Source organism: Neobacillus sp. DHD-1R, assembly GCF_057747995.1.
This window is the reverse complement of record NZ_CM173232.1, coordinates 688826-710367: the sequence shown is the minus strand read 5'-3', so window position 1 is coordinate 710367 and position 21542 is coordinate 688826. Positions and strand designations below refer to the sequence as shown.

Below are 21542 nucleotides of genomic sequence, written 5' to 3'. Positions count from 1 at the left end.
AAGGAAATGATTTATTTATTATCCAAGCATTCTGTACCTATAATAAAACAGAGCAATCTACTAACGGAGAAAAACAGAAAAACTTTATGATGGATTATACCTTAACAATAAAATTTATAGTAAATATTTTACATTTATAGTATTAGTTTACATGTTGTGTTAAAATTAACTGTATTTAATAAATGAATGGGAGGTTCACAGTGAACATAAAAAGGATTGGTAGTTTAGTTGCCTTGTCTACTGGAATATTATTGTTGGGTGGTTTTAATGCAAGAGCTGAATCGCCTTATGATGCCACAAAAGGAAAACTTGAAAAAGATCAAACACATGTTAAAGTAGAAAAAGTGGAAGGGTTTTATAATTCTAATATTGATAGAATGTTAAAGTCCCAACTACCTCAAAGTTTAGTACATCCCCAAAAACCTCAAAATGGCTACACGACACAATCATTAACTGGAAACTATATTTATGAAAATGAGCCCAATGACAACATTTATGAAGCAGACTTTTTACCACAAGGAGATATTGTTTTAGGTACATTCTCACTTTATGATGTGGATACCTATGAAATTGTTCTGGAGAAACCCAGTTATATAGCAATTTCTGGGATCATGCCTATCGATTCTTTATCTGATATAGGTTTTGTTTTAACCGATGAGTATGATAATTTAATTTATGCCGACGATATGCAGCTCGATGATCATCAACAAACAAGTGGATACAATCTTGCAGCAGGTACTTATTACGTAGGTGCCCTAAACATAGGCTCATATGTAACAGATGATGTATACGGTCTTGCATGGGATGTTTTAGATCAGCAGCAGCCACAAGATACCACACCACCATCTCCCCCACAAGTTAACCGCATTGATGATAATGATACACAATTAACAGGAGCAGCTGAACCGAATTCTACAATTGAAGTATCACTAAATGGAACTATTTTAGGTACTGGATTAACAAACGAAAATGGTAGATACATAGTCAGCCTACCTATCACTTATTCCACAGGAACAGTATTGAGTGTAACTGCAATTGACCAAGCAGGTAACAGAAGTGCAGTAAGCTATGTTACGGTGGTCACATCAAAAATTACTGGCTGGGTTTCAGAAAACGGACAGCGTTATCATTATACAAATGGCGTAAAGAACACCAAATGGTATTACGAAAATGGAAAGTATTACTTCTTTGAACCCACTACAGGTGCTATGAAGACCGGTTGGTTATTCATAGATAATAAATGGTTTTTCTTAGACAAGAAGACAGGGGTAAAGAGGTCAGGTTGGGTACTTGATGGTAAATGGTACTATCTAAATGCTTATGGAGTAATGCAAACAGGCTGGGTCAAAACCGGTGGTGCTTGGTATTATTTGAAGAACAGCGGCGCTATGGCAACTGGATGGATTAAAGATGGTGCTAGGTGGTATTATCTAGGCAGTAATGGAGCTATGAAAACCGGTTGGGTGAAAGATGGTGCTAATTGGTATTACTTAGGCAGTAATGGGACTATGAAGACCGGTTGGGTGAAAGTAGGAACAAAATGGTATTACTTTTATAGCAGCGGCAAAATGGCCTACAGTACAAAGATTCAAGGCTACAAATTAGGTGCAAATGGTGCTTGGATTAAATAGCATAGGAATTAAGATAGGGTCTTTTAATGAAATATAACTAAGTGGGGATAATTAGGTCATAAAAATGACGAATTATCCCCTTTAATATGTTTTAAGCTATCTATAACCTAGAAGCTTATGACAGGCAAGGAAAGGAATAATGCTAATCTCAATAAATGAAGCATAAATCCTCCTGTATATTGGCAAAATAACAGTCGGAACAAAATATAAATCCTTTGATAAAAAGGCAGTTAATAAATCAATCATGGTCGGAGGTTGTTCAGATTTGTTCATAGTATGGGGCATCATTGTGGTTTTAGTATTTGCCATTATATTAGTTCCAAAACAGATAACGCTTAGAGAAAGCATTGTACTATTCCCAACCGCAGGTTATTTTGCTTGGATTTGTCATATTATCTTTGGAGTGATCTTAGATCTTATCGACTTTGGTCCCACGCAAAAGGTTGAATTTATGGACTGGGTCCTCATCACATTTGTTCCATCCTTAATTGCCATTTTATTTTTAAACCTTAAGAAAATAGATAAAAGTTTTCTTTATGCCGTCATCTGGACGGTGGTTTCTCTATTGATTGAATTTCTATTGACTCAATCAGGCTTTATGAAATATAAAGGATGGAAATTATGGTACTCCACTCCGTTTTATTTAATAGCATACCTTCTCCTGCCTTGGTACTTTAAATATGTAATCAGAAAATTGGGGCCAAACTAGGCACCAAAATCATAAGAAGCGTAAGGGAATCTTCTACGCTTCTTTTCAAAAAATAACCACCTATTTAAAAAAGGCAGTTACTTTTTAACACATTATATGGATTTTTCTCCTTTAACCCCATTAATCGAGTAACTTACCGTTATTTCTGCGCTCAAGGAATGAGAGACTGAGCAGTATTTGTCTTTCGACAATTGAATCGCTCGGATCACTTTGTCTTCAGGCAAGTCACCATCTAGTGCATAATGGATGTTTATCGACGTGAACCGCTTAGGATGTTCATCTGCCCGTTCGCCGTTAACATCCATTTGAAAAGAAGAAGGCTCAAGGCGCATTTTATGCAAAATCGAAATAATATCAATTCCCGTACATCCAGCAACAGCCGACAGAAGCAGTTCCGTTGGTCTGGCACCAGAATTTTCTCCCCCAACTTCGGGAGCTGCATCCATTGTAATCTCATGTCCGGAAGGCGTAACTCCGGAAAATGCCATTTTCTCTTTCCAGTTAATAGTGAAATCCATATCCATCCCCCTTTCTCCCTTATATTCTTACCAATCAGGTTCATCCTTACTACTTCCCCATTATATTGCCAAAAAACAAGCTTCACCACTAAGAAAAGCGCAAGCGCCCTGGTCAGCGGCGTATGGCCTCCTCGGAAAAGCTAACGCTTTTCCTTCGTGCGATGCCAATGCTGCCGAAGCCTTCCTTATGGAGCACTCCAACTGAGATAAGGTGAAACTTCAATCAGCGAATGTTTTTCTCGCTGATTGTTAGTTGAGCCGATCGGGTTCTTACGGGCAGTTGAGAATCTACTGCCCGTTAAACGCGATAAAGGAAACACGAAGAGCCGGAGGCGCATTCGTGCTTGACTTATCATAGGGCGGAGAGCGAAGGACACTAGCCGCTAGGGCGTTGGAGCTGGACAATTCTCGAAGCCAAAACTTATAAATTCTGATATTACATGCAAAACTTAATTTTTTTCTCAGTTTATAACAGTGCAAACGCATATAACGGTGTCAGGCACCGATTACTATATTGACACTATCCAAATATAAGGATTATAATTATCTCGAATTAAAGATACTTTATTATATAAATTTTCTAGCTCATACTATATAAAAAGGGATGATATTATGTTGAGGAAAATAGAAAGTGCGAATATGGGTAGTGCGAATCATGGATGGCTTAAGAGTAAGTTCCATTTTTCATTTGCAGATTATTATAATCCTGAAAATCTCCACTTTGGTGTGTTGCGTGTCATTAATGATGATCTCGTTCAATCAGGTACTGGTTTTGGGATGCATCCACATCAAAATATGGAAATTATCTCTTATGTCATTAATGGACAGCTTACGCATGGAGATAGCATGGGGAATACATCGACCATTTCACGCGGTCATGTGCAGTATATGAGTGCAGGAACGGGTGTGTATCATAGTGAACGAAACCTTGGTGAGGAAACGTTAAGATTTTTACAAATTTGGATTCTCCCAGATCGAAACGGACATACACCAAATTATGGTGACCATCGATTTAATCTTGAAGATCGCCAGAATCAATGGCTGCATATGGTTTCTAGTGTAGAAGGCCCTGCACCAATCAAGATTAATCAAGATGCAAACATCTACTCCTTACTTTTGGATAGAGACAAGGAAATCAGCTTCCCTGTTAAAGAAGGAAGACAAGCTTACCTCGTCCAAATAGAAGGCAGTTCTACCATAAATAACATTAACTTAGGAACACGAGATGCCATGGAAATTATCGAAGAAGACATCACGCTCCATGCAGACGAACCAACACATGTACTCATAGTTGAAATGGAAAAACAATAATGGAGTGAGGGGTCAGACCCCTGCTCCATTATTGTTTTTTTGTTTAAAAGAGAAGAATTTCCTCATAAAAAAAGGCTTGATTTAGGAAATTTCTAAACCAAGCCTTTTTACCAATAAAATTTTATTGAGCTATTGCTAATGGTACTAACTGTTTAATACGTTCTTCTGCTTTATATTCGAATGGTGCAGGAAGTGTTTTAACAAAGTTTAAAGTACCCTGTAGATCTTCCGGACCGACCTCTAAATCTGTCGCGAGATCTTTAATACCGTATTTCGCATTTCCATACATATAGTTGTTGACAACAACTGTGTATTCCTGATTCTTATCAATTCTCGAACCATTTGGCAGGAAGATGTCTACGACTTTACCTGTATTACCATCCCATGTGTATTTAAAGCCGGCCACATGGAAGTCGAGATAATAGGATTTTGTTCCATTTGGCGCCGTATTTGCTGAAATTTGGTTATTTAGAACAGTCTCCAAATCAGCACCACTTAGCTTGACTTTATTTAACACATTACCGAAAGGCTGGATGGCGAAAAGGTCGCCGAACGTGACTGTACCAGCATCAAGATTGGCTCGAACACCGCCGCCATTCATTAAGGCAAAATCAGCATTCATTTCGGCTTTCATTCCATCTGCAATCAAGTTTCCTAGTGCAAAATCACCCGTTACTGCACTAGGGTATCCTTTTTCCAAAGTGGTTTTAGACTCCCCGACTATTTCTGCTTTCATCGGCGCTACTTTATCTTCATACTTCTGCATAATCGCGGAAACTTCTGGATCAGGTGTGTAATCCTTTTGGAATACCGTTACGATCTCTGCTTTCTTGTCAACGATGTCACCTGTTATAGGATCAAGCTCTAAATCAACATCGGAAAAAGCGGAGCCGTAAGAGTATGCCTGAACAATTAGCTTGTTATCGACTACTTTATTCACACCCACATGGTTATGGGCAGCGAAAATGACATCTACCTCATCATCTACTTGTTCAGCAATTTTAGATGCATCAAATGAAGCGGAATTGTCTGTTTGTGTGGTTGGGTTATGGGCAAGAACCACAATCGCTTCGATGCCTTGCTGCTTTAATTCAGCCGTGTATTTATTGATGGCTTCAGCTTCATCAGTAATTTGCAGATTTTCATTTCCTTTGGACACGATCATATTAGGTGTTTCTTGCGTAACAACACCGATGAATCCCATTTTTTTGCCGGCAATTTCCTTGATCGCGTAAGGTTCAGTAATTAAATTACCTGTTGATTTGTCAAACACGTTTGCTGCGACAACAGGGAAGTCCATTCCTTTATAGCCGGGATTTCCTTTTGGATGGTCGCCGCCATGAATCATCCGCTTTAATTCCGCTATACCTTCATCAAATTCATGATTACCGAGTGTACCAACATCAAACTTCATCGCATTCATCACTTCGACAGTCGGTTCATCCTGGAAGAGTGCGGAAATAAGCGGGCTGCCGCCAATCATATCACCCGCATGAACTAAAAGGGTGTTCGGGTTTGTGGCTTTCCGTTGTTTCATTGCAGCTGCCGTGTACTTCATGTTACCAGCCAATTCCGTTCCAACCTTGGTAACTGTATCAAGCTGGCCATGTAAGTCATTTAAGCCTAGTAATTGTACGTTGATAGGACTTAAATTTAATTTGTAGATACCAAAACCTTGCGCATCTGTTTGCTTGGTATACGTAATATTGCTGCCTTGTTTAATATAGGTTTCAGCTAGTGGAGATGTTGTAAACGTAACATTTACATCGCCATCAATTGGCGCAATCGACCAATTGTTATCAGCAGTCGGAACGATTTCTTTGGTTTCCGAAATATAGTCCATTAAAATTTGACGGTTTTCATCTGCGGAGTCAACCACTAGTTCACTTCCTTTTACACCTGGGAAGTTACCGCCGCCGCCGGCACGATAGTTGTTTGTGACAACAATAAAGTCTTGATTAGGATCGACTGGTTGACCGTTGTACGTAAGATTAATGACACGGCTTGAATCTGGATTAATTAATTTTCCAGTTGTATCGTATTTTGCTGGTTTTGTTACATCAATTTGATAGTTTACGCCGTCAATAACATCAAAGTTAAAGACAGGGAAGGCTGGATTTAACAGTGGTTGTTCGTCCGTTTTAGCCGGATCAATTTGGTTGAACTTTCCTGCCGTCATTTCAATCCATTCTTTCACGACAGAACCCTTCACTTTAATCGCTTTTAAAGTGTTGTCATACAGATATAAATCACCAGCGCTGCGGATCGTTAAATCACCTTTTTTGATTTCTGTATATTCAGCTACCCCATTGCGGCCGGCCTTGAAAGGAGCTCCAACCGAAAGAATAGGCAAATCTTTTAACTCTGGTTTGCTTTGAGCAATGGTTTTCTCAACGTACCATTTCTGCGCATTCGTAACGACTTGAATAGAAGGATCATCTTGAACTAAAGAAAAATAGCTGTGAATATCGTCAGTCGTTTTACCAATTGGGATATTCACGTAATTGATGGTTGCCTCATGATCAGCTTTCACAAGCTTGGAAATGGTTTTATCAGGTTGTACTGTGCTCACTGTTTTGGTCTGACCCGTAACAGAATCTTTTTCATCCTTATACGTTTCACGGGTAGAAGATTGAGAATTGACAACAGACCATTTACCTTTTTCTTTTTTAAGTTGCAAATCGATGAGGCCCAGAGACCCGCCGCCATAGCCTGCTTGAACAGCGGCTACACCGTTAATGGTTCCTTTGGCATTATCCACGCCTGGTAATGGCTTTTTATCTGCGCCTAAAAATAATCCATCAAGCGCTGCTTCTGTTTTAGCAGGGAACAACTTATGTGTATGAGAGAAGGTAATGGCGTCAATTCCAGGTACTTCACTTAAGGAGTAGATAACGTCCTCTGTATTGGCTTTATCACTGTTGAAGCCAGAATGCGTCATCGCGATAACTAGATCAGCACCCTTTGCTCTCATTTGCGGGATGAATTTTTTTGCCGTTTCCACAATATTTTTGGTGATGACCTTCCCATCAAGATTGGCTTGATCCCACTCCGTAATTTGCGGAGGAACGAATCCGATATAACCAATTTTGATTTTATGCTTCTTCCCTCTCTCATCGATCACATTTTTTTCAACAATGCGATAGGGAGTGAATTTATTTTTATCATTATTGGGATTATCATCATGGTCATCTACATACACGTTCGCATTGACAACGGGGAAATTCGCATCATCATAGGTTTCATTTAGGAAATCTAATCCGTAATTGAATTCATGATTTCCAAGTGTCGCCATGTCGTACCCCATTTGGTTCATTGCTGCAATCGCAGGATGGTCTTCTCCATCTTTTAATGGTGCTATTTTCGCTTTGTACGTTCCGAGCGGAGTGCCTTGAATTAAGTCTCCATTGTCTACTAAAACACTATTCCTTACTTCTTTCCGTGCTTGTTTGACAAGTGCAGCGGTTTTCGCTAAGCCAACCTTCTCATAAGGAGCATCTTTAAAATAATCATAGGCTGCTAGATTGGTATGTATATCAGTCGTTTCCATGAGGCGTAAATTGACAAGGTCTTTACCAAATTTGTTTGGTTTGTCAGCACGAACATTTTCAGCTCCATTGTTATGCTGCTGTTTTTCCTGATTTGCTGCGTTTGCTTGTGATGAAAAAAGTGGAGATGAGATAAGTGTTAGCGCAAGAGAAGCTGATAAAATGCGCTTGGTGCTCAGGTTGTTTCTTTTTTTCATTCAAAATCACCCTTCTATAAATATAGTTTTTTAGTTCAGTAAAATAGCCTTCATTTCCCTCTCTTCCTGAAATGAAGGCTTCTTTAAATGACTTTTCTAGATTTACCCCTTACTATAAAAAATCAGTGTTTTGTTGAACCATCTTTAACAATAGATATTCATTGTTAACTCAGCATTAAGCGATTGTTAAGCTTTCTGAATGCTTATAAAACAATACTGTTACAGGTAAGAACATTTACCTATTACTTATGGAGGGTGAACATTTCTCGGAGCCACAACTTATTAATTTTTATAAAAAAAAAGCAGAGAGACTGATCTCCCTGCCCTGCTATTTAAACGATAAATGTTTGTATGTGGGATCCAACTTAAGCTCTAACAGCTGAATAACGTTTTGCTACTTCTGCCACTTTTGCTAAGCCTTCAGCAATAATAGTTTGTGCTTGATCTGGTGCTGCATTATGGCCTTCGATAATGACTTCATCCACAATTTGCATACCAAATACGCCGCCTACCACATTTTTAATGTAGTTTACAGACATTTCCATAGGTGCTGCTTCTGGTGTGGAGTAAACGCCGCCGCGCGCATTAAGAATAATCGCTTTTTTGTCCGTCATTAATTGGACTAATTGGCCGTTTTCATCATATTTGAATGTGAAACCTGCTGCGTATACATAATCAATGAAAGTTTGTAATGGTGCTGGGATTGTTAAGTTCCAAAGTGGGAACGCAAACACAACTAAGTCAGCTGCTGTTAACGCATCCATCGCTTTTTGTTTTGCTGCTAATAGGCGTTGTTCAAGGTCTGTTAACGCTTCGCCAGATTGAACTTTACCAAAAGCATTGAATAGATCTTGACCAAAGTAAGGCATATCTTCTGTAAAAACATCATAAGTAGTGACGTTTACACCCTCTAAGTTCTCCATGAAAGTCTCATACATTTTGCTAGATACAGCTTCAGAAGCTGGACGGTTATTTGCTTTTACTACTAAAACGTTCATTATATTGTAAATCTCCTTTAGATATTATAGTTGAATAGTTACTTCGAATTCATAATATATGGAACTGAAATAAAAAGCAATGAAAAACACCTATATACATAGTTAAAAATATAGGTAAGAATGGAAAAATATGGGATACATCTATTTATTTTAACAGGTTAATAAAGGAAAATGATAATAGGAACATGATGTACTTCGGATTCATACTATAAAGTAAAACGGTTTAAAGGAGGTGTAAGCCTTGACTCATACGATTGTAACAGGTCCACATCCTGGACAACCTGGAGCCTGTATGGCGAAATATAACCACTATTCTTATAGTCCATACTCCTCATAATCCGTCTGCCTATCAGCAATCCCATCATAATCCGGGTATGTCCTATGGACAGCAGCCATTTGCAAGCCAAGGTCATTATGGAAATCCATACTGGAGACCGCCAGGCACTCCATTTTATTAAGATTCAAAAGAGCTATTTGAGGACAAACACTCAAATAGCTCTTTCCCTTTAACGCTTTAACGGACCGGGGGTCTGACCCCATCTGAATTATGTAGTAGAGGACTGGGCCATGCCATATCCTCCTCATTTTGCGAATCTCTTTCTCTTACCAGCCGTAACCCCAATGTCCATGATGATGCCCAAATCCGCCGTAGAATGGATAATGGTGATGATGGAATGGGTACCCGTACCCACCATAACCGCCGTATCCATAACCAAACGGACTATAGCCTAACCCCATCACAGGATAACCAACTGAGCCAAAAAATGGAGGCATGTTAACAACCCACTTTCAGTTTATTATCTTACACTCTAGTCATATGTAACGGCAGGATAAATGGAGCATCTCTTAATCAAAAATGGGCAAAAAAAAGAGGATTTCTCAAAACAAAGGGTCTGACCCCACAACCTCAATATATCGCTCAACTTCTCCTAATAAGCGACTATATATTGAGTGTTAAACGTTAGGTCAGACCCTTTTGAGATATCCTCTTCAATTCTACTACTTTACTTCGACTTTCATGATTTCTGTTTGTCCTTTTGTTACTTCGCCCATGTCCCCGCGATTTATTTCCTTGACCTTGTCGGGATTTGTTATCACCACTGGTGTAATAATCGCGCTTGCCTTTTGTTGAATTAATTCAATGGAGAAACTGATGAGCTTTGTCCCGACTGATACTTTGTCTCCAACCTTAACAAACGTTTCAAATCCCTCACCTTGCATATTCACGGTTTCAAGCCCAATATGAATTAAGATTTCCAATCCTTGCTTAGATTTGATCCCAATTGCATGCTTAGTTGGAAATAAAGAGATGACTTCACCGTCAACAGGAGCCACGACTACCCCTTCTGATGGAATAATGGCAACGCCATCACCTAACATTTTTTCGGCAAACGTCGGGTCTGGTACCTCTTCAATTGGCACTAAACGGCCCGTTACAGGTGCGACAATCGTTTCTTCTTTGCTTGCTCCATTCAATCCAAATAATTTTTTAAACATCCTCATACTCTCCTTTTGTGTACTAGTATTCCACAGGGAACGCTTAGATTTCAATTTCACAAAAAAGATACCGCTGTTCAAACGGTATCCTCCCATCCATATTGGAAAACTGACTCAAAAATGGTCCATTCATGTTCCCTTCCGCTAGGACAGGAATATTCAATTCTTAAAGAACATTTTTTAAAATAAAAAGGTCATTTTCATTTAGTTTACTATCATTTTATCTATATATCTAACCATAAGGACTTTGAGAAATAAAGTCAAATTCATATATATCCCTCTTCTAAAAAAAAGCTGAATGAAAAGTCGTTAGCAATAACAACTTCAACCTTCAGCTTTTTCTGACAGGTAACCTCCGCAAAGTTATTGAATAACCATTCGGAGATCGTCTTTTTTGGCCCAGCCTAATAGTTTCAAACCATGATAGATAGAGAGAGAAATGATAACCGGAAGAACGACGCCCACTGCAATAAACACAGAAAAGACAATCGCACCTTGGTTGGCTAATATATTAATTGGTGCAATTAAGGAATTCAGGCCTAGGCCCGCTAATTTGTATGGCACTTGGAAGTCAAAAATCATCGTCGCAATTGGTGCGCAAATAATCGCTGAAATAAATGGCGGTATCGCTAGACGGGGGTTCTTAACCAAGTTTGGAAACTGAACCTTTGGTGTAATTAAGGATTGCGCAATATTGGCGCCAAGATCATTTTGTTTAAGCGACATTGCCGTAAAGCCGGCAAATTGAGCCGTACAACCAATTAACGCAGCTGCGCTTGATACAGGGTCAAGCTGCAGGGCTATCGCAATCGCTGCTGACGATGCCGGTGACATCAGGAAGACACTCCACACAAGTGCGATGGTGATGGCTCCCATTAATGGATAACCCTTAACGGAGGCCGTAATTTGTGCACTTAGCCATTGTAACAATGGAGTTGTAATCTTTGCTAAAAATACACCAGCAATTCCACCTGTAAAAACAGCAGCAAACGGGATTGCCATCATATCCAGTTTCGTTTTTCCCGTCACACGTTTTCCTACCCAAGTCGCAACAACCGCTGCCAAGACAGCACTGATCGGCTGCCCTGTTACTAAGGTAACTCCACCGTTCGCACCGATATGGAGCGCATTAGCTCCAATTGTACTACAGGCCATGGCACTAAAAATAACTAAGGTATTACCGCCAAGCTGGTAGGCAATTCCTGCTCCGATGGCTGGTGCCAGCATGAGCTGTGCCGAGGTGCCGATTACATTAAATCCTTCCCAACCCGTAAATGTCCCAAACGATTGAATCAACAGCCCAATTCCAAGTGTAACTAAAACGGCATTGGCCAGTCCTTGTGATGCTTTATACATACGATCCACTAAATATTTTTTTGTAGATTGTTTCATAGTTTACCCCACCTTAAAGATTAATCAAATTTCCAAATAATTATTTGCTGTTAGTCTCATAAAAGTTATCTTCCGAAATGCATTAATCACCTTATAGAGGGCCCTTGAGTCCATTTTTAAATAATAATTTTCAAATTTATCAGTCACTAAATCGAGAGAAATTTTTTAAAATTGATATAATAGTATAACTTTTTTAAAATTGTGTCAATAATTATCGCTATTCTGAAATTTCTATTTTTCAATAAATGGATGTAATAGTATCATCCTAACAACATGCAAAAAGACGATTCGGAGTCCGAATCGTCTTTTGATTGGATGTTTCAATTATGCTGTAACTTTTGGCTTTTCAGTACCAGTTTCTTTTTTGCTCATTTTTCTAATGAAAGGAATTACCCAACGGTCTAATCCGATTCTGCCGGCGTTATAACCAGCTGTTAAGATGATGAAGCCTAAAAAAATGTCTCTAGGGTTGTGAGATACGGTGCCTGCTAGGAAGAAGCTGAAGTTCATCACTAGTCCAAAGAACATTGCCGTTGTGGTTAAGCAGCCTAGGATTAAACCTAAGCCGATAAGTGTTTCACCCCAAGGGACGATGAAGTTAAACATATCAACGTTTGGCAAGGCAAAATGTTTCAAGAAGTCAACGTACCAGCCAAAAACGACTGCGCCATCTGGACCTTTTACCGGATTGGCGATTGCGCCTTTTAAAAATCCAGCAGCATCAAAGCCGCCGCTTGTTAATTTGCCTAAACCTGCTGTGAACCAAGAATAACCAAGATATAAACGTAAGACTGTTAGGATGGCCGCTGCAATTTTATTTTCTCTTAAAAATGTATTAAACATAAATGATTCCGCCCTTCATTTTTTGTTTTGTTCTTTATACTTACAATATATAACTTTTTTGCATTAATACCATGGCTGTAGTGATAAGTTCACAGTTTGTTAGAAATGTTTTGACGGAAAATTGAACACCGCTAAAATCTCTCTTTCTCCAGCAGGAGCACGCCGCCACTGATCAACTTAGTTTCCTAGAAAAAGCCTCCAAAGAATTAGTCATAAGTTAAGTTTACTAATCGATTATTGACCCTCGATTAAAAAATTGTAAAAATCCTGTATTTAATTCAATGCATGTAAATAATGAATAAGTTGGTAATCAAAATAAAAGAGCTTGGATCCCCAAGCTCTTTTATTGCCAGTATCGATTTATAAATAGCTCCTATAATGATATAACATAGCAGCGAATGATAGGATGGTGTATGCCAAGGATGTAAAAAAAGCAAGATTAGGTGAAAACTCATACTTTTGTTCTTTTGCTTTGATCCCTGTTGTTCCTTGAATGGTCAAATCGAGATTTCGTGAGGTGAACCCGCCTTTTGAGGTCGAAAACCAAACAATGACGGTGGCACCTAAGCCAATCATAAACGAATAATCAATGAACTTTGTATCGGTTAAATACGTGATTCCAAAACTCAAGCCTAGTAAAACTAATAAAGTAATCGCTATGTTCAGTAATCGTTTCATTTTGGAGAGTCCCCCTTTTATCTATATATGTAAATAATAACACTATCCAATTACAAAATATGTAAAAAATACAAATAAAACAAAAAAACACATTTGAAGTCACTTGTACTCCCAATGTGTTTTTGCACCTTTATTTTTTTCCCTAGCCACAGCATCAGTCTGAAGTAATCACCGTTTCCTTCTTGTCTTTTGATCGAATGATAACTTTATAAGCATCATCCTTAATAATTTCCTTGGTTTCTTTGGAGATAAGGAACTCTTGAATCGTCTCTTCAATATCTTTAATGACCTTTTTATAGTCAGAGTCGGTCGAGGATGCAGACGTTTTGATGATAATCGTCATATATTCGGCCGACCGATTCGTGTATCCCACACCCGTTACTTTAAATTTCTTAGCGCCAAACGTTCCTTCCGCAATCGTATGAATAATTGGGCCCCATCTACCTTCCCGCTCTCTTTTCTTCGCGTTATAGACTTCCACTTTAACGGTATAGGTTCCGAAATCTTTTGCAGCTAGTTCCGTTTGAACACTTTGCTTCATTTCTTCTAATCTCGTTTCCGTATTGGGTAAACTTAATTCAATCGTCTTATTCACCACATCCGGTCCAAATGAAACTTGTTCATAACCGTAGCTTTTTAGCACCGCGATGACCACATCTCCCACCTTAGTGGTTTTTTCATCAACCTTCTGTTCCTCAGGTGTGAGTTCAACGGTCCGATCGATCGATTCAACTACGACTTTATAGGCATCCAAATCTCTAGCAAGGAGGAGGCCGGTCACAATCTTCTTCACTTCTGGTGTAACTTTTTTTACATAATCATCCGTCCCGATAATGTTCACCGTCACCATTTTATTTGGTCTATATTGAACACCAACACCATCAAAATGGTAACCTTCTTTTGTGAGCGCATCGTGAATTTCTTCCGTAATCGGCTTTGATTCAAACAGCATTTTTAAAAACGGCACCTTTGCGGCCACGTTGGCTACCGCAGGTGAGTAAAAGGCTAAACCAATAAATAACGCAAAGGCTGCTATAGCTGCACTGCTGACATACATGATTTTTTTGCCGAGATTTGTTCGTTTTTTACGATAAATTTGTTGATGGACGCCTTCTTTAATTCTATTGGCAATCCCTTCCTCAAAGTACAGTTCGTTATAGTATTCTTTTACATCCTTAAGATCGTTTTTCAAGTAAATCATCTCCTGTAAAAGAAGTTATCTTTTCTTTTAAAATAGACCTAGCCCGTGATAGTCTTGTTTTGACTGTATTTACATTCATATTTAAAATATCAGCAATATCCTCCACTTTTTCATCTTGAAAATAGTAAAGAATGATCATTTCACGATATTTGGTTGAAAGGCTAAGAACTGTTTGTAAAACCGCTTGCCGCTGGTCTTGTTTGAGGAAAGCATCCTCGGAACTCTCACTTTTTGTTAAATTTTCAAAGAAACTTTTCGGATACTTGAGGATATTAAAACTCTTAGACCTGAGAAAATCCTTGGCGGTATTAGCTGTAATTCGATAGATCCAGCTCGATAGCTGCGAATCTCCTCTGAACTGTTTAAGAGACTTATAGCATTTGATAAACACTTCCTGGGATATATCTTCGGCAAGCCCCTGATCTTTTACATAGGAGTATGCTAGTAAATAGACTTTTTTCGAATACAAGGTCATCAGTTCATCAATGATCCTTGCTCTATCTTCATCACTTATGTTTTCAAAATTGGTTGACAGATCTGCAACACTATATTTAGGCACCTAAAAACTTCCTCCTTTCTAACACCCTTAAGACTAAGGAAGCTTATATTTAGTTTCATATTTTTTTATTCATCATAAAAATCCCCCTATTCGTATCATACAAAAAATGGGTGGGCGCATCACCAACCATTTTTGAAAATCAAAAAAGGCGGAGAGATTTCTCTCTCCACCCTGCATTTGTGGGGTCTGACCCCAATTATTCTTTTATAGCCTTTTCAACAGTTGTATCTTCAACAATAACTTGTTCTGTTGCTTCGTCTGTTACAACTTCTGTTGCTTTTTCAGCAGTTTCTTCATCTTTTACAACTACTGTTGCTTCTTCAGTTGTTGCTTCGTCTGTCACAACTTCTGTTGTTTGTTCAGTTGTCGCTTCGTCTGTTACAACTTCTGTTGCTTCTTCAGTTGTTGCTTCGTCTGTCACAACTTCTGTTGTTTCTTCAGTTGTTGCTTCGTCTGTTACAGCTTCTGTTGCTTCTTCAGCAGTTGCTTCGTCTGTTACAACTTCTGTTGCTTCTTCAGTTGTTGCTTCGTCTGTCACAGCTTCTGTTGCTTCTTCAGCAGTTGCTTCGTCTGTTACAACTTCTGTTGTTTCTTCAGCAGTTTCATCAGAAACTACGTCTTCAGATACTTCTCCACTAGCTAGAACAGCAGAGTTTGCTGCAGCGTGTGCTTTTGCTTGTTTGCTTGCTTTGACACTAGCTTGAGCTTTTGCTTTGTTTGCTACGGATGGGCTTACTTTTTCAGCATCTACTGCAGTTTCTTCAGTTGTTGCTTCGTCTGTTACAGCTTCTGTTGTTTCTTCAGTTGTTGCTTCATCTGTTACAGCTTCTGTTGCTTCTTCAGTTGTTGCTTCATCTGTTACAGCTTCTGTTGCTTCTTCAGCAGTTTCATCAGAAACTACATCTTCAGAAACTACGTCTTCAGATACTTCTCCACTAGCTAGAACAGCAGAGTTTGCTGCAGCATGTGCTTTAGCATTGTCGCTTGCATGTTCAAAAGCTTGAGAATTTACTTTATTTTCAGCAGAAGGATTTACCTTAGAGTCTTTGTCTGTGTCAGTATCTTCTTCTGTTGCCTCAGCATCTTCATCATCTTTAGAATTCACTACAGCATTATGATCAGAATCCACTTTCTTAGAATCTGAATCTTGGTCAGCATCTTGATCAACATCCTCTTGATTATCAGTTACAACTGCTGAATCAGACTCAACCTCCGCTGCTTTTTCTTCTTCAACAACTGCTTCATCATCAGACTCGACAGTAGGTTCAGCTACAACATCGGTTGCAGGAACAACAGGTTCAGTAGTTTGAGTTTCCGCTGTAACGTCAGCCTCTTTCACTGCAGGTTCTTGAACTGGAGTTGCCTCCGTTACCGCTACATCCTTTACTGGTTCTTGAACTGGAACTTCTTCCTTAACAGGTTCTTGAACCGGTACTTCCTCGGTTACTGCCTCTTCCACTTTTCCAACCTTACCTAGAACAGCTGAGTTTGGATTAGCATGCATTTTTGCTGTTTCACTGGCATGCACGCTTGCTTGAGATTTGTTCACTTTTTCAGCTTTGGGCTGTGCCTGAACGGGTGCTGCTGGTTTTACTTGGACAGCTGGTTTTGAAACTGGTACATGCTTTTCTTTTACATTTACCTTGACACTATTTTCTGCTTTAACATGAACAGCTTGTCCAGCTTTTCCATGATCAGGACCAGCAGCTGCAGCCAATTGCGCTTGTGCAAAAAATCCAAAAGATAACGCTCCAGCTAATACCATAGATTTCACAACAACTTTATTAGGGTTTAAGTAATGTTTCATTTTTATTTTCGCTCCTCTTATTTTCGTATTCCGTGGCTTTTAGCTTCGGGTAACGGTTTATAAAGAAGGAGCTGCTTGCGGTGGCGGTGAAGGTGGAGCATTCACCCATTGATGATTCATAAGCGCATACCGAGTAAGGTAAGGCTGGATAAGTTTGATTTGATAATATTTATTCCATTCAAACCAATTATCCAAAAAGCTAATGGTATGTAACCCCTGGCTGACGCGATCATTTAGCTGTCCGCCAGAACTGTTTGAACGTTGAGTCGGGTTAGGCATCTGATCGATGGTTGGCATCTCTTCCTTACTAACAGGAACCTTTCCCTTTTCGGGTGGCTCTGGTACAAGAGGTTCATCCAAACGCTCCACCTTTTTTGGTATGGATAGGTCTGAAACTTTCTCGTACGATTCGGTTTGATTCACCAATCTTGTTGATTCGGTTTTATTTTTTACAGTAGCCGCCTCAACCACAGAAACAGGTTCAACCCCATCATGAGTCGTAAGTGTTTTCTTTTCTAACTCACTCTTATTCGCCTGAACAGCTTTGCTTTTCTCTTGCCCAGGAGCATTTACGGTCTTCTCAGTCTTTTTGACAGCAGACAAACCGTAGCCGTTCCCTTTTGCTTGCGTCGGCAATGTTTTTGGCGTTACTGCTGGTTTATGAGAAGCAGCTTGTTTAGGGACAATATGGGTTGCCTGCGCTTTTTCTTTACTCTGATTCTTACTAGCTTGTTCAGGGACTACCACAGATTTAGTTGGTTTTGCTATAGGCTTTGCAATTGGTTTCCCAATTGGTTTTGCATTTTCAGCTTTCACCGGAATCTTAGCCTGTGCTTGTACAGCAGCAGGGTTCTTCGCTTTTTCTGAAGCGGCGTTCGCCTGGACAGATACCTCGTTTGACTTCGATTGTCCATTAACCTCATTCTTCTCCGCAAAAACATTACCTGGCAAAAATAGGGCTGCTCCCACCATTAGAGCGGACATAACAAAAGGACGGAAGTGCAATCTCTCACCCCCTTTCATCTAATTGTCTCTTTCATGGACAGCATTCGAGGAAATGAAACATTATTTGACCGTTTTCTTCACCGAAAAATAGAAACGAATCTATTTACCTACTATCCTATGATTCAGATAGCCTGTTTTTTTGGTACATTTTGTACGATTTTAGCCCCATCTTCCGCGGAGATTTATCTTTATCAATCTTATGAAAGACATTTCTCATACTACCTTGGTATTTTTTTCCTTCATCGACCCGATGAAAGACATTTCTCTCTCTTTCCTGGTTGCGTTTGTCCTTCATCGACCTGATGAAAGACACTTCTCTCGCTTTCCTGGTTACGTTTGTCCTTCATCGACCTGATGAAAGACACTTCTCTCGCCTTCCTGGTTATTTTTGTCCTTCATCAACCAAAAAGGGGTCAGTCCCCCGCTGCTTTAAAGCAGCAGGGGACTGACCCCTTCCTCTATTTTGCGACCATTTCCGTTATATAGGCCGTAACGTCTTTGATTTGTTGATCGGTCAACAGGTCTCCGAAGGCTGGCATGACCGTGCCGCCCTTTTTGACTCTTTCCATGACTTGGTCCGGATGTTTCGCTGCCTCACTCATCTGCAGGTTCGGCCCGTTATGTCCGCCTGCTCCTTGTTCTCCGTGACAAGCTAGACAATTTCCTTTAAACACCTCTTCGCCGGCAGTTGCATTAGCCGTTGTCACACCGGACTTCTGATCTTTATTTTCTTTCTGATCCTTATTGTTTGTGACCGTTCCGGATTCAATCTTGCCATCCAGTGAGAAGGTCCATAACGAATCGCCATGCTTGGATCCAGCCAAGGAATTTCCTGCGACAAGGACCGATAAATACTGTTTCCCATTAACTTCATAGGTAACTGGCGGTGCATTGACACCAGCATCGGTCTTAAATTCCCAGACCTGCTTACCCGTTTTAGCGTTATAAGCGATTAACCTGCCATCATTATGGCCCACAAAGACGAGTCCACCCTTCGTTGTTAAAAGTCCGCTGTAGGCTGTTGCATCCCATTTGTTCTGCCAGGCAATTTTATTCGTTTTCACGTCAATCGCCGTTACGGTTCCCCTTAGCGGTGCATCCTGTATCGGCTGGATAATGCTGCCCCAATAAGCGGTTCCCTCTTTATACTCTTCCAAGCTTCGGGTAAAAGTAGAATATTGATCGGAACCCAACACGTAAAAATACTCGATTTCCGGATTGTAAGCTGATGGCGGCCAGTTCGCCCCGCCAAAGGTCGATGGCTTCACAAGCATCGCTTCTTCCCAATATGGAGTGAAAATTTTACCGAATAATTTACCGTCATATCCTTTTACTTCTTTTTTGATCATTTCTTCTGTGACTTCTTGTGGCACAAACGCATCGCCTGCCGGGATCGGTTGTGTTGCGGAAGTATTCTGGCGCGGTTCCTGCGGGACAGGTTTTTCATCAATCCCGATTAATGGCTTCCCATTTGTTCTGTCCAGGATATAAACCCAGCCGGTTTTACCAGCCTGGGCAAGAGCTTTTCTATTTTTCCCATCTTTTTTTACATCGAATAAAATTACTGGATTTGGAGCATCCAAGTCCCAAATATCATGATGTACCTCTTGAAAATGCCATTTGTATTTCCCCGTCTCCGCATCAATAGCGACAATCGAAGAGGTAAATAAGTTATCGCCTTTTCGTTTGCTTCCATCTAAATCCGGGGCGGCATTTCCTGTTGAAAAATAAAGCATGCCCAGTTCAGGGTCAACAGCCGGTGTCTGCCAAACAGGAGCCCCTCCACGCTTCCATGAATCGTTATCACTTGGCCATGTTTCATGTCCGGTTTCTCCGGGCGCCGGGATGGTGTAGAACCGCCAAAGCTCCTTTCCATTTTCCGCATTAAAGGCAGTCACCCGCCCTCTGATGCCATATTCGCCGCCGGCAATTCCCGTATACACCTTTCCATGATAGTAAAGCGGCGCACTTGTAATTGTATATCCTTTTTTCCAGTCATCGACTGTTGTTGTCCATACCACTTTACCGGTTTTTTGGTCAAGAGCCACGAGCCTGGCGTCTAGCAGACCGACATATACTAACCCGTCTCCAATCGCTACACCCCGGCTTGTCCATCCGCAGCAAACGGTATTCAAGTCCCCAATGTCAGGTTTATAAGTCCAGAGAGTCTCACCTTTTTCGACATCAACCGCCGAAACTTCATCCGCACCTGTAATCACATACATGACACCGTTATAAACAACCGGAGTAGCTTCTCCTGAATACTTAAATTCAAGTCCCGAGCCCAGATGTGTAACGGAATTTCCTTTTAAATTCTTAATGGTAGATGTATTAATTTCATCTAAGTCCGAATAGCGTTGATTAAATACATTACCCCCGTTTGAAATCCACTCATCTTTTGGTATCTTTGTCAATTGCTTGCTTGAAAACGCTGGAATCATTGGATTTTTTGTAACTTCCTTTGAGGCCATTTCTTTTACAGCAAGTCCCTTTCCACCCTCTGCCGGCTTCACATTCACGTGCTCCTTTTTATCCACTGATGTTAAAAAAGTATAAAAAAGAACGCAGATCATAAAAAGTCCCAAAAAACCTGAAAACACTACCCACTTATTTGGCCTATTCAACACTCAACACCGACTCCCCTACCAGTTTCTTTCTCTTTACATTCCACCATTTTGTAAACGTAAACATCCAAATAGAAAAAAAGGGGTCAGTCCCCCGCTGCTTTAAAGCAGCGGGGGACTGACCCCTTTTTTATTACTCTTTTCCGCCTGGTAAATGTGCTCCATATTTAGGAAGTATGGTGTCCCTAGTATACACATCGACTTGACGAAGTGTTTCAACGATCGCCGGCATATCCAATGCCTTTACAAGTTCATGAATCGCTTGAACACCCGCATCTGCATGTACTTCTCTTTCTTCAGGTGTTTTCAAAAATGGAGTAGCCATATGATCAGATGGTGCATCAAAGTAAGAACCCACCGCGCCGGATTGATAAGCATATTTTCCTAATTGATTTCCAGGATTCTTCCCCATCCCCGCTAACATATGCCCAATATCATACGTAACAGACTGAGATACAGGAACATTCAATGGAACATCTTCTAATCTGCCTAAAACTTTATAAGCACCAATGGTCATATCATGGAAGGCATCCATCACATTAAAATTGGCTGCCTCCGCTGCATTTAATAGATCCATATAAAGCACAGGCACTTTTGTTTCATCAAAGAAATCACGAACCATGCCGCTTACGGTCAAATAAGCTGGCCCATGACTAGTGATAAAAATTTGTCGTCTAAAACCCTGATTTAGTAATGACTTTGCAATTTTATCTAAATAAGCCATACCGTCTTTTACACTCATTTGAATCGTTCCCCGGCCCACAATCGTTCCGCCTGGGAAGAAATAAGGTAAGTTGTGCAAAACAAGCCCATCTGATTCTTCAGCCATTTTTAATGCAATCGCTTCTGCTAAAACGGTTTCAGAATCCAGTGGCAAAGCTCCATGCGTTTCCGTTACCCCAACCGGCACATAAATTATATCATTTCGCTCTAAATACTCTTCGACTTCCCCATTTGTCATTTTTGAAAGGAATCTAGTACGCATTTGAACCTCTCCTATTATTCTATTTAATAACGATTCACT

The 21542-nt window shown here is 40.1% G+C and carries 17 protein-coding genes; 3 read left to right on the top strand and 14 right to left on the bottom strand.

What is annotated here, in order from left to right; genetic code table 11:
* Positions 1-200: 200 nt before the first annotated feature.
* Both AC3ANL_RS03375 and AC3ANL_RS03370 read left to right on the top strand, forming a co-directional pair.
* Positions 201-1631 (top strand): Ig-like domain-containing protein, encoded by a 1431-nt coding sequence (locus AC3ANL_RS03375; protein WP_488327856.1) that lies wholly within the window; start codon positions 201-203, stop codon positions 1629-1631.
* Positions 1632-1896: 265 nt separating this feature from the next.
* Positions 1897-2340, top strand: a complete 444-nt coding sequence (locus AC3ANL_RS03370) for a hypothetical protein (RefSeq protein ID WP_488327855.1) — start codon at positions 1897-1899, stop codon at positions 2338-2340.
* 92 nt (positions 2341-2432) lie between these two features.
* On the opposite strand, the gene AC3ANL_RS03365 is transcribed toward AC3ANL_RS03370, so the two are convergent.
* A complete protein-coding gene (locus tag AC3ANL_RS03365) occupies positions 2433-2858 on the bottom strand; it encodes an OsmC family protein (protein ID WP_488327854.1) in 426 nt (141 codons plus the stop codon).
* Between the two features lie 612 nt (positions 2859-3470).
* On the opposite strand from AC3ANL_RS03365, the gene AC3ANL_RS03360 reads away from it, so the two are divergent.
* Positions 3471-4169 carry a pirin family protein gene (locus tag AC3ANL_RS03360; protein ID WP_488327853.1) on the top strand — a complete coding sequence of 233 codons (699 nt, stop codon included), beginning with the start codon at positions 3471-3473 and terminating at the stop codon, positions 4167-4169.
* A 121-nt stretch (positions 4170-4290) separates the two neighbouring features.
* Here AC3ANL_RS03360 and AC3ANL_RS03355 read toward each other — a convergent pair whose 3' ends face one another.
* The 13 genes from AC3ANL_RS03355 to AC3ANL_RS03295 form a co-directional block, all read right to left on the bottom strand.
* Entirely contained in the window at positions 4291-7914 is a 3624-nt protein-coding gene (locus AC3ANL_RS03355) for a bifunctional 2',3'-cyclic-nucleotide 2'-phosphodiesterase/3'-nucleotidase (RefSeq protein ID WP_488327852.1), read from the bottom strand.
* 365 nt (positions 7915-8279) lie between these two features.
* Positions 8280-8912 carry an FMN-dependent NADH-azoreductase gene (locus AC3ANL_RS03350; protein WP_488327851.1) on the bottom strand — a complete coding sequence of 211 codons (633 nt, stop codon included), beginning with the start codon at positions 8910-8912 and terminating at the stop codon, positions 8280-8282.
* A 603-nt stretch (positions 8913-9515) separates the two neighbouring features.
* Positions 9516-9686, bottom strand: coding sequence for a hypothetical protein (locus AC3ANL_RS03345; protein ID WP_488327850.1), 171 nt, complete (start codon positions 9684-9686; stop codon positions 9516-9518).
* Between the two features lie 225 nt (positions 9687-9911).
* Positions 9912-10409, bottom strand: coding sequence for a PTS sugar transporter subunit IIA (locus tag AC3ANL_RS03340; protein WP_488327849.1), 498 nt, complete (start codon positions 10407-10409; stop codon positions 9912-9914).
* A gap of 363 nt (positions 10410-10772) precedes the next feature.
* Positions 10773-11801: a PTS sugar transporter subunit IIC gene (locus tag AC3ANL_RS03335; protein WP_488327848.1), complete on the bottom strand. Its 1029-nt coding sequence runs from the start codon at positions 11799-11801 to the stop codon at positions 10773-10775.
* 324 nt (positions 11802-12125) lie between these two features.
* Positions 12126-12644: a DoxX family membrane protein gene (locus tag AC3ANL_RS03330; protein WP_488327847.1), complete on the bottom strand. Its 519-nt coding sequence runs from the start codon at positions 12642-12644 to the stop codon at positions 12126-12128.
* 360 nt (positions 12645-13004) lie between these two features.
* Entirely contained in the window at positions 13005-13322 is a 318-nt protein-coding gene (locus tag AC3ANL_RS03325) for a hypothetical protein (protein ID WP_488327846.1), read from the bottom strand.
* A gap of 154 nt (positions 13323-13476) precedes the next feature.
* Positions 13477-14514, bottom strand: a complete 1038-nt coding sequence (locus AC3ANL_RS03320; RefSeq protein ID WP_488327845.1) for a hypothetical protein — start codon at positions 14512-14514, stop codon at positions 13477-13479.
* Positions 14498-15082, bottom strand: a complete 585-nt coding sequence (locus tag AC3ANL_RS03315) for a sigma-70 family RNA polymerase sigma factor (RefSeq protein WP_488327844.1) — start codon at positions 15080-15082, stop codon at positions 14498-14500. Before AC3ANL_RS03315 ends, AC3ANL_RS03320 begins: the two co-directional genes overlap by 17 nt.
* Positions 15083-15278: 196 nt before the next feature.
* Positions 15279-16889 carry a hypothetical protein gene (locus AC3ANL_RS03310; RefSeq protein ID WP_488327843.1) on the bottom strand — a complete coding sequence of 537 codons (1611 nt, stop codon included), beginning with the start codon at positions 16887-16889 and terminating at the stop codon, positions 15279-15281.
* 57 nt (positions 16890-16946) lie between these two features.
* Positions 16947-17894 (bottom strand): hypothetical protein, encoded by a 948-nt coding sequence (locus AC3ANL_RS03305; RefSeq protein ID WP_488327842.1) that lies wholly within the window; start codon positions 17892-17894, stop codon positions 16947-16949.
* Between the two features lie 458 nt (positions 17895-18352).
* Positions 18353-20407 carry an outer membrane protein assembly factor BamB family protein gene (locus AC3ANL_RS03300; protein ID WP_488327841.1) on the bottom strand — a complete coding sequence of 685 codons (2055 nt, stop codon included), beginning with the start codon at positions 20405-20407 and terminating at the stop codon, positions 18353-18355.
* Positions 20408-20651: 244 nt separating this feature from the next.
* Positions 20652-21503, bottom strand: coding sequence for a creatininase family protein (locus tag AC3ANL_RS03295; RefSeq protein WP_488327840.1), 852 nt, complete (start codon positions 21501-21503; stop codon positions 20652-20654).
* Positions 21504-21542: the final 39 nt, after the last annotated feature.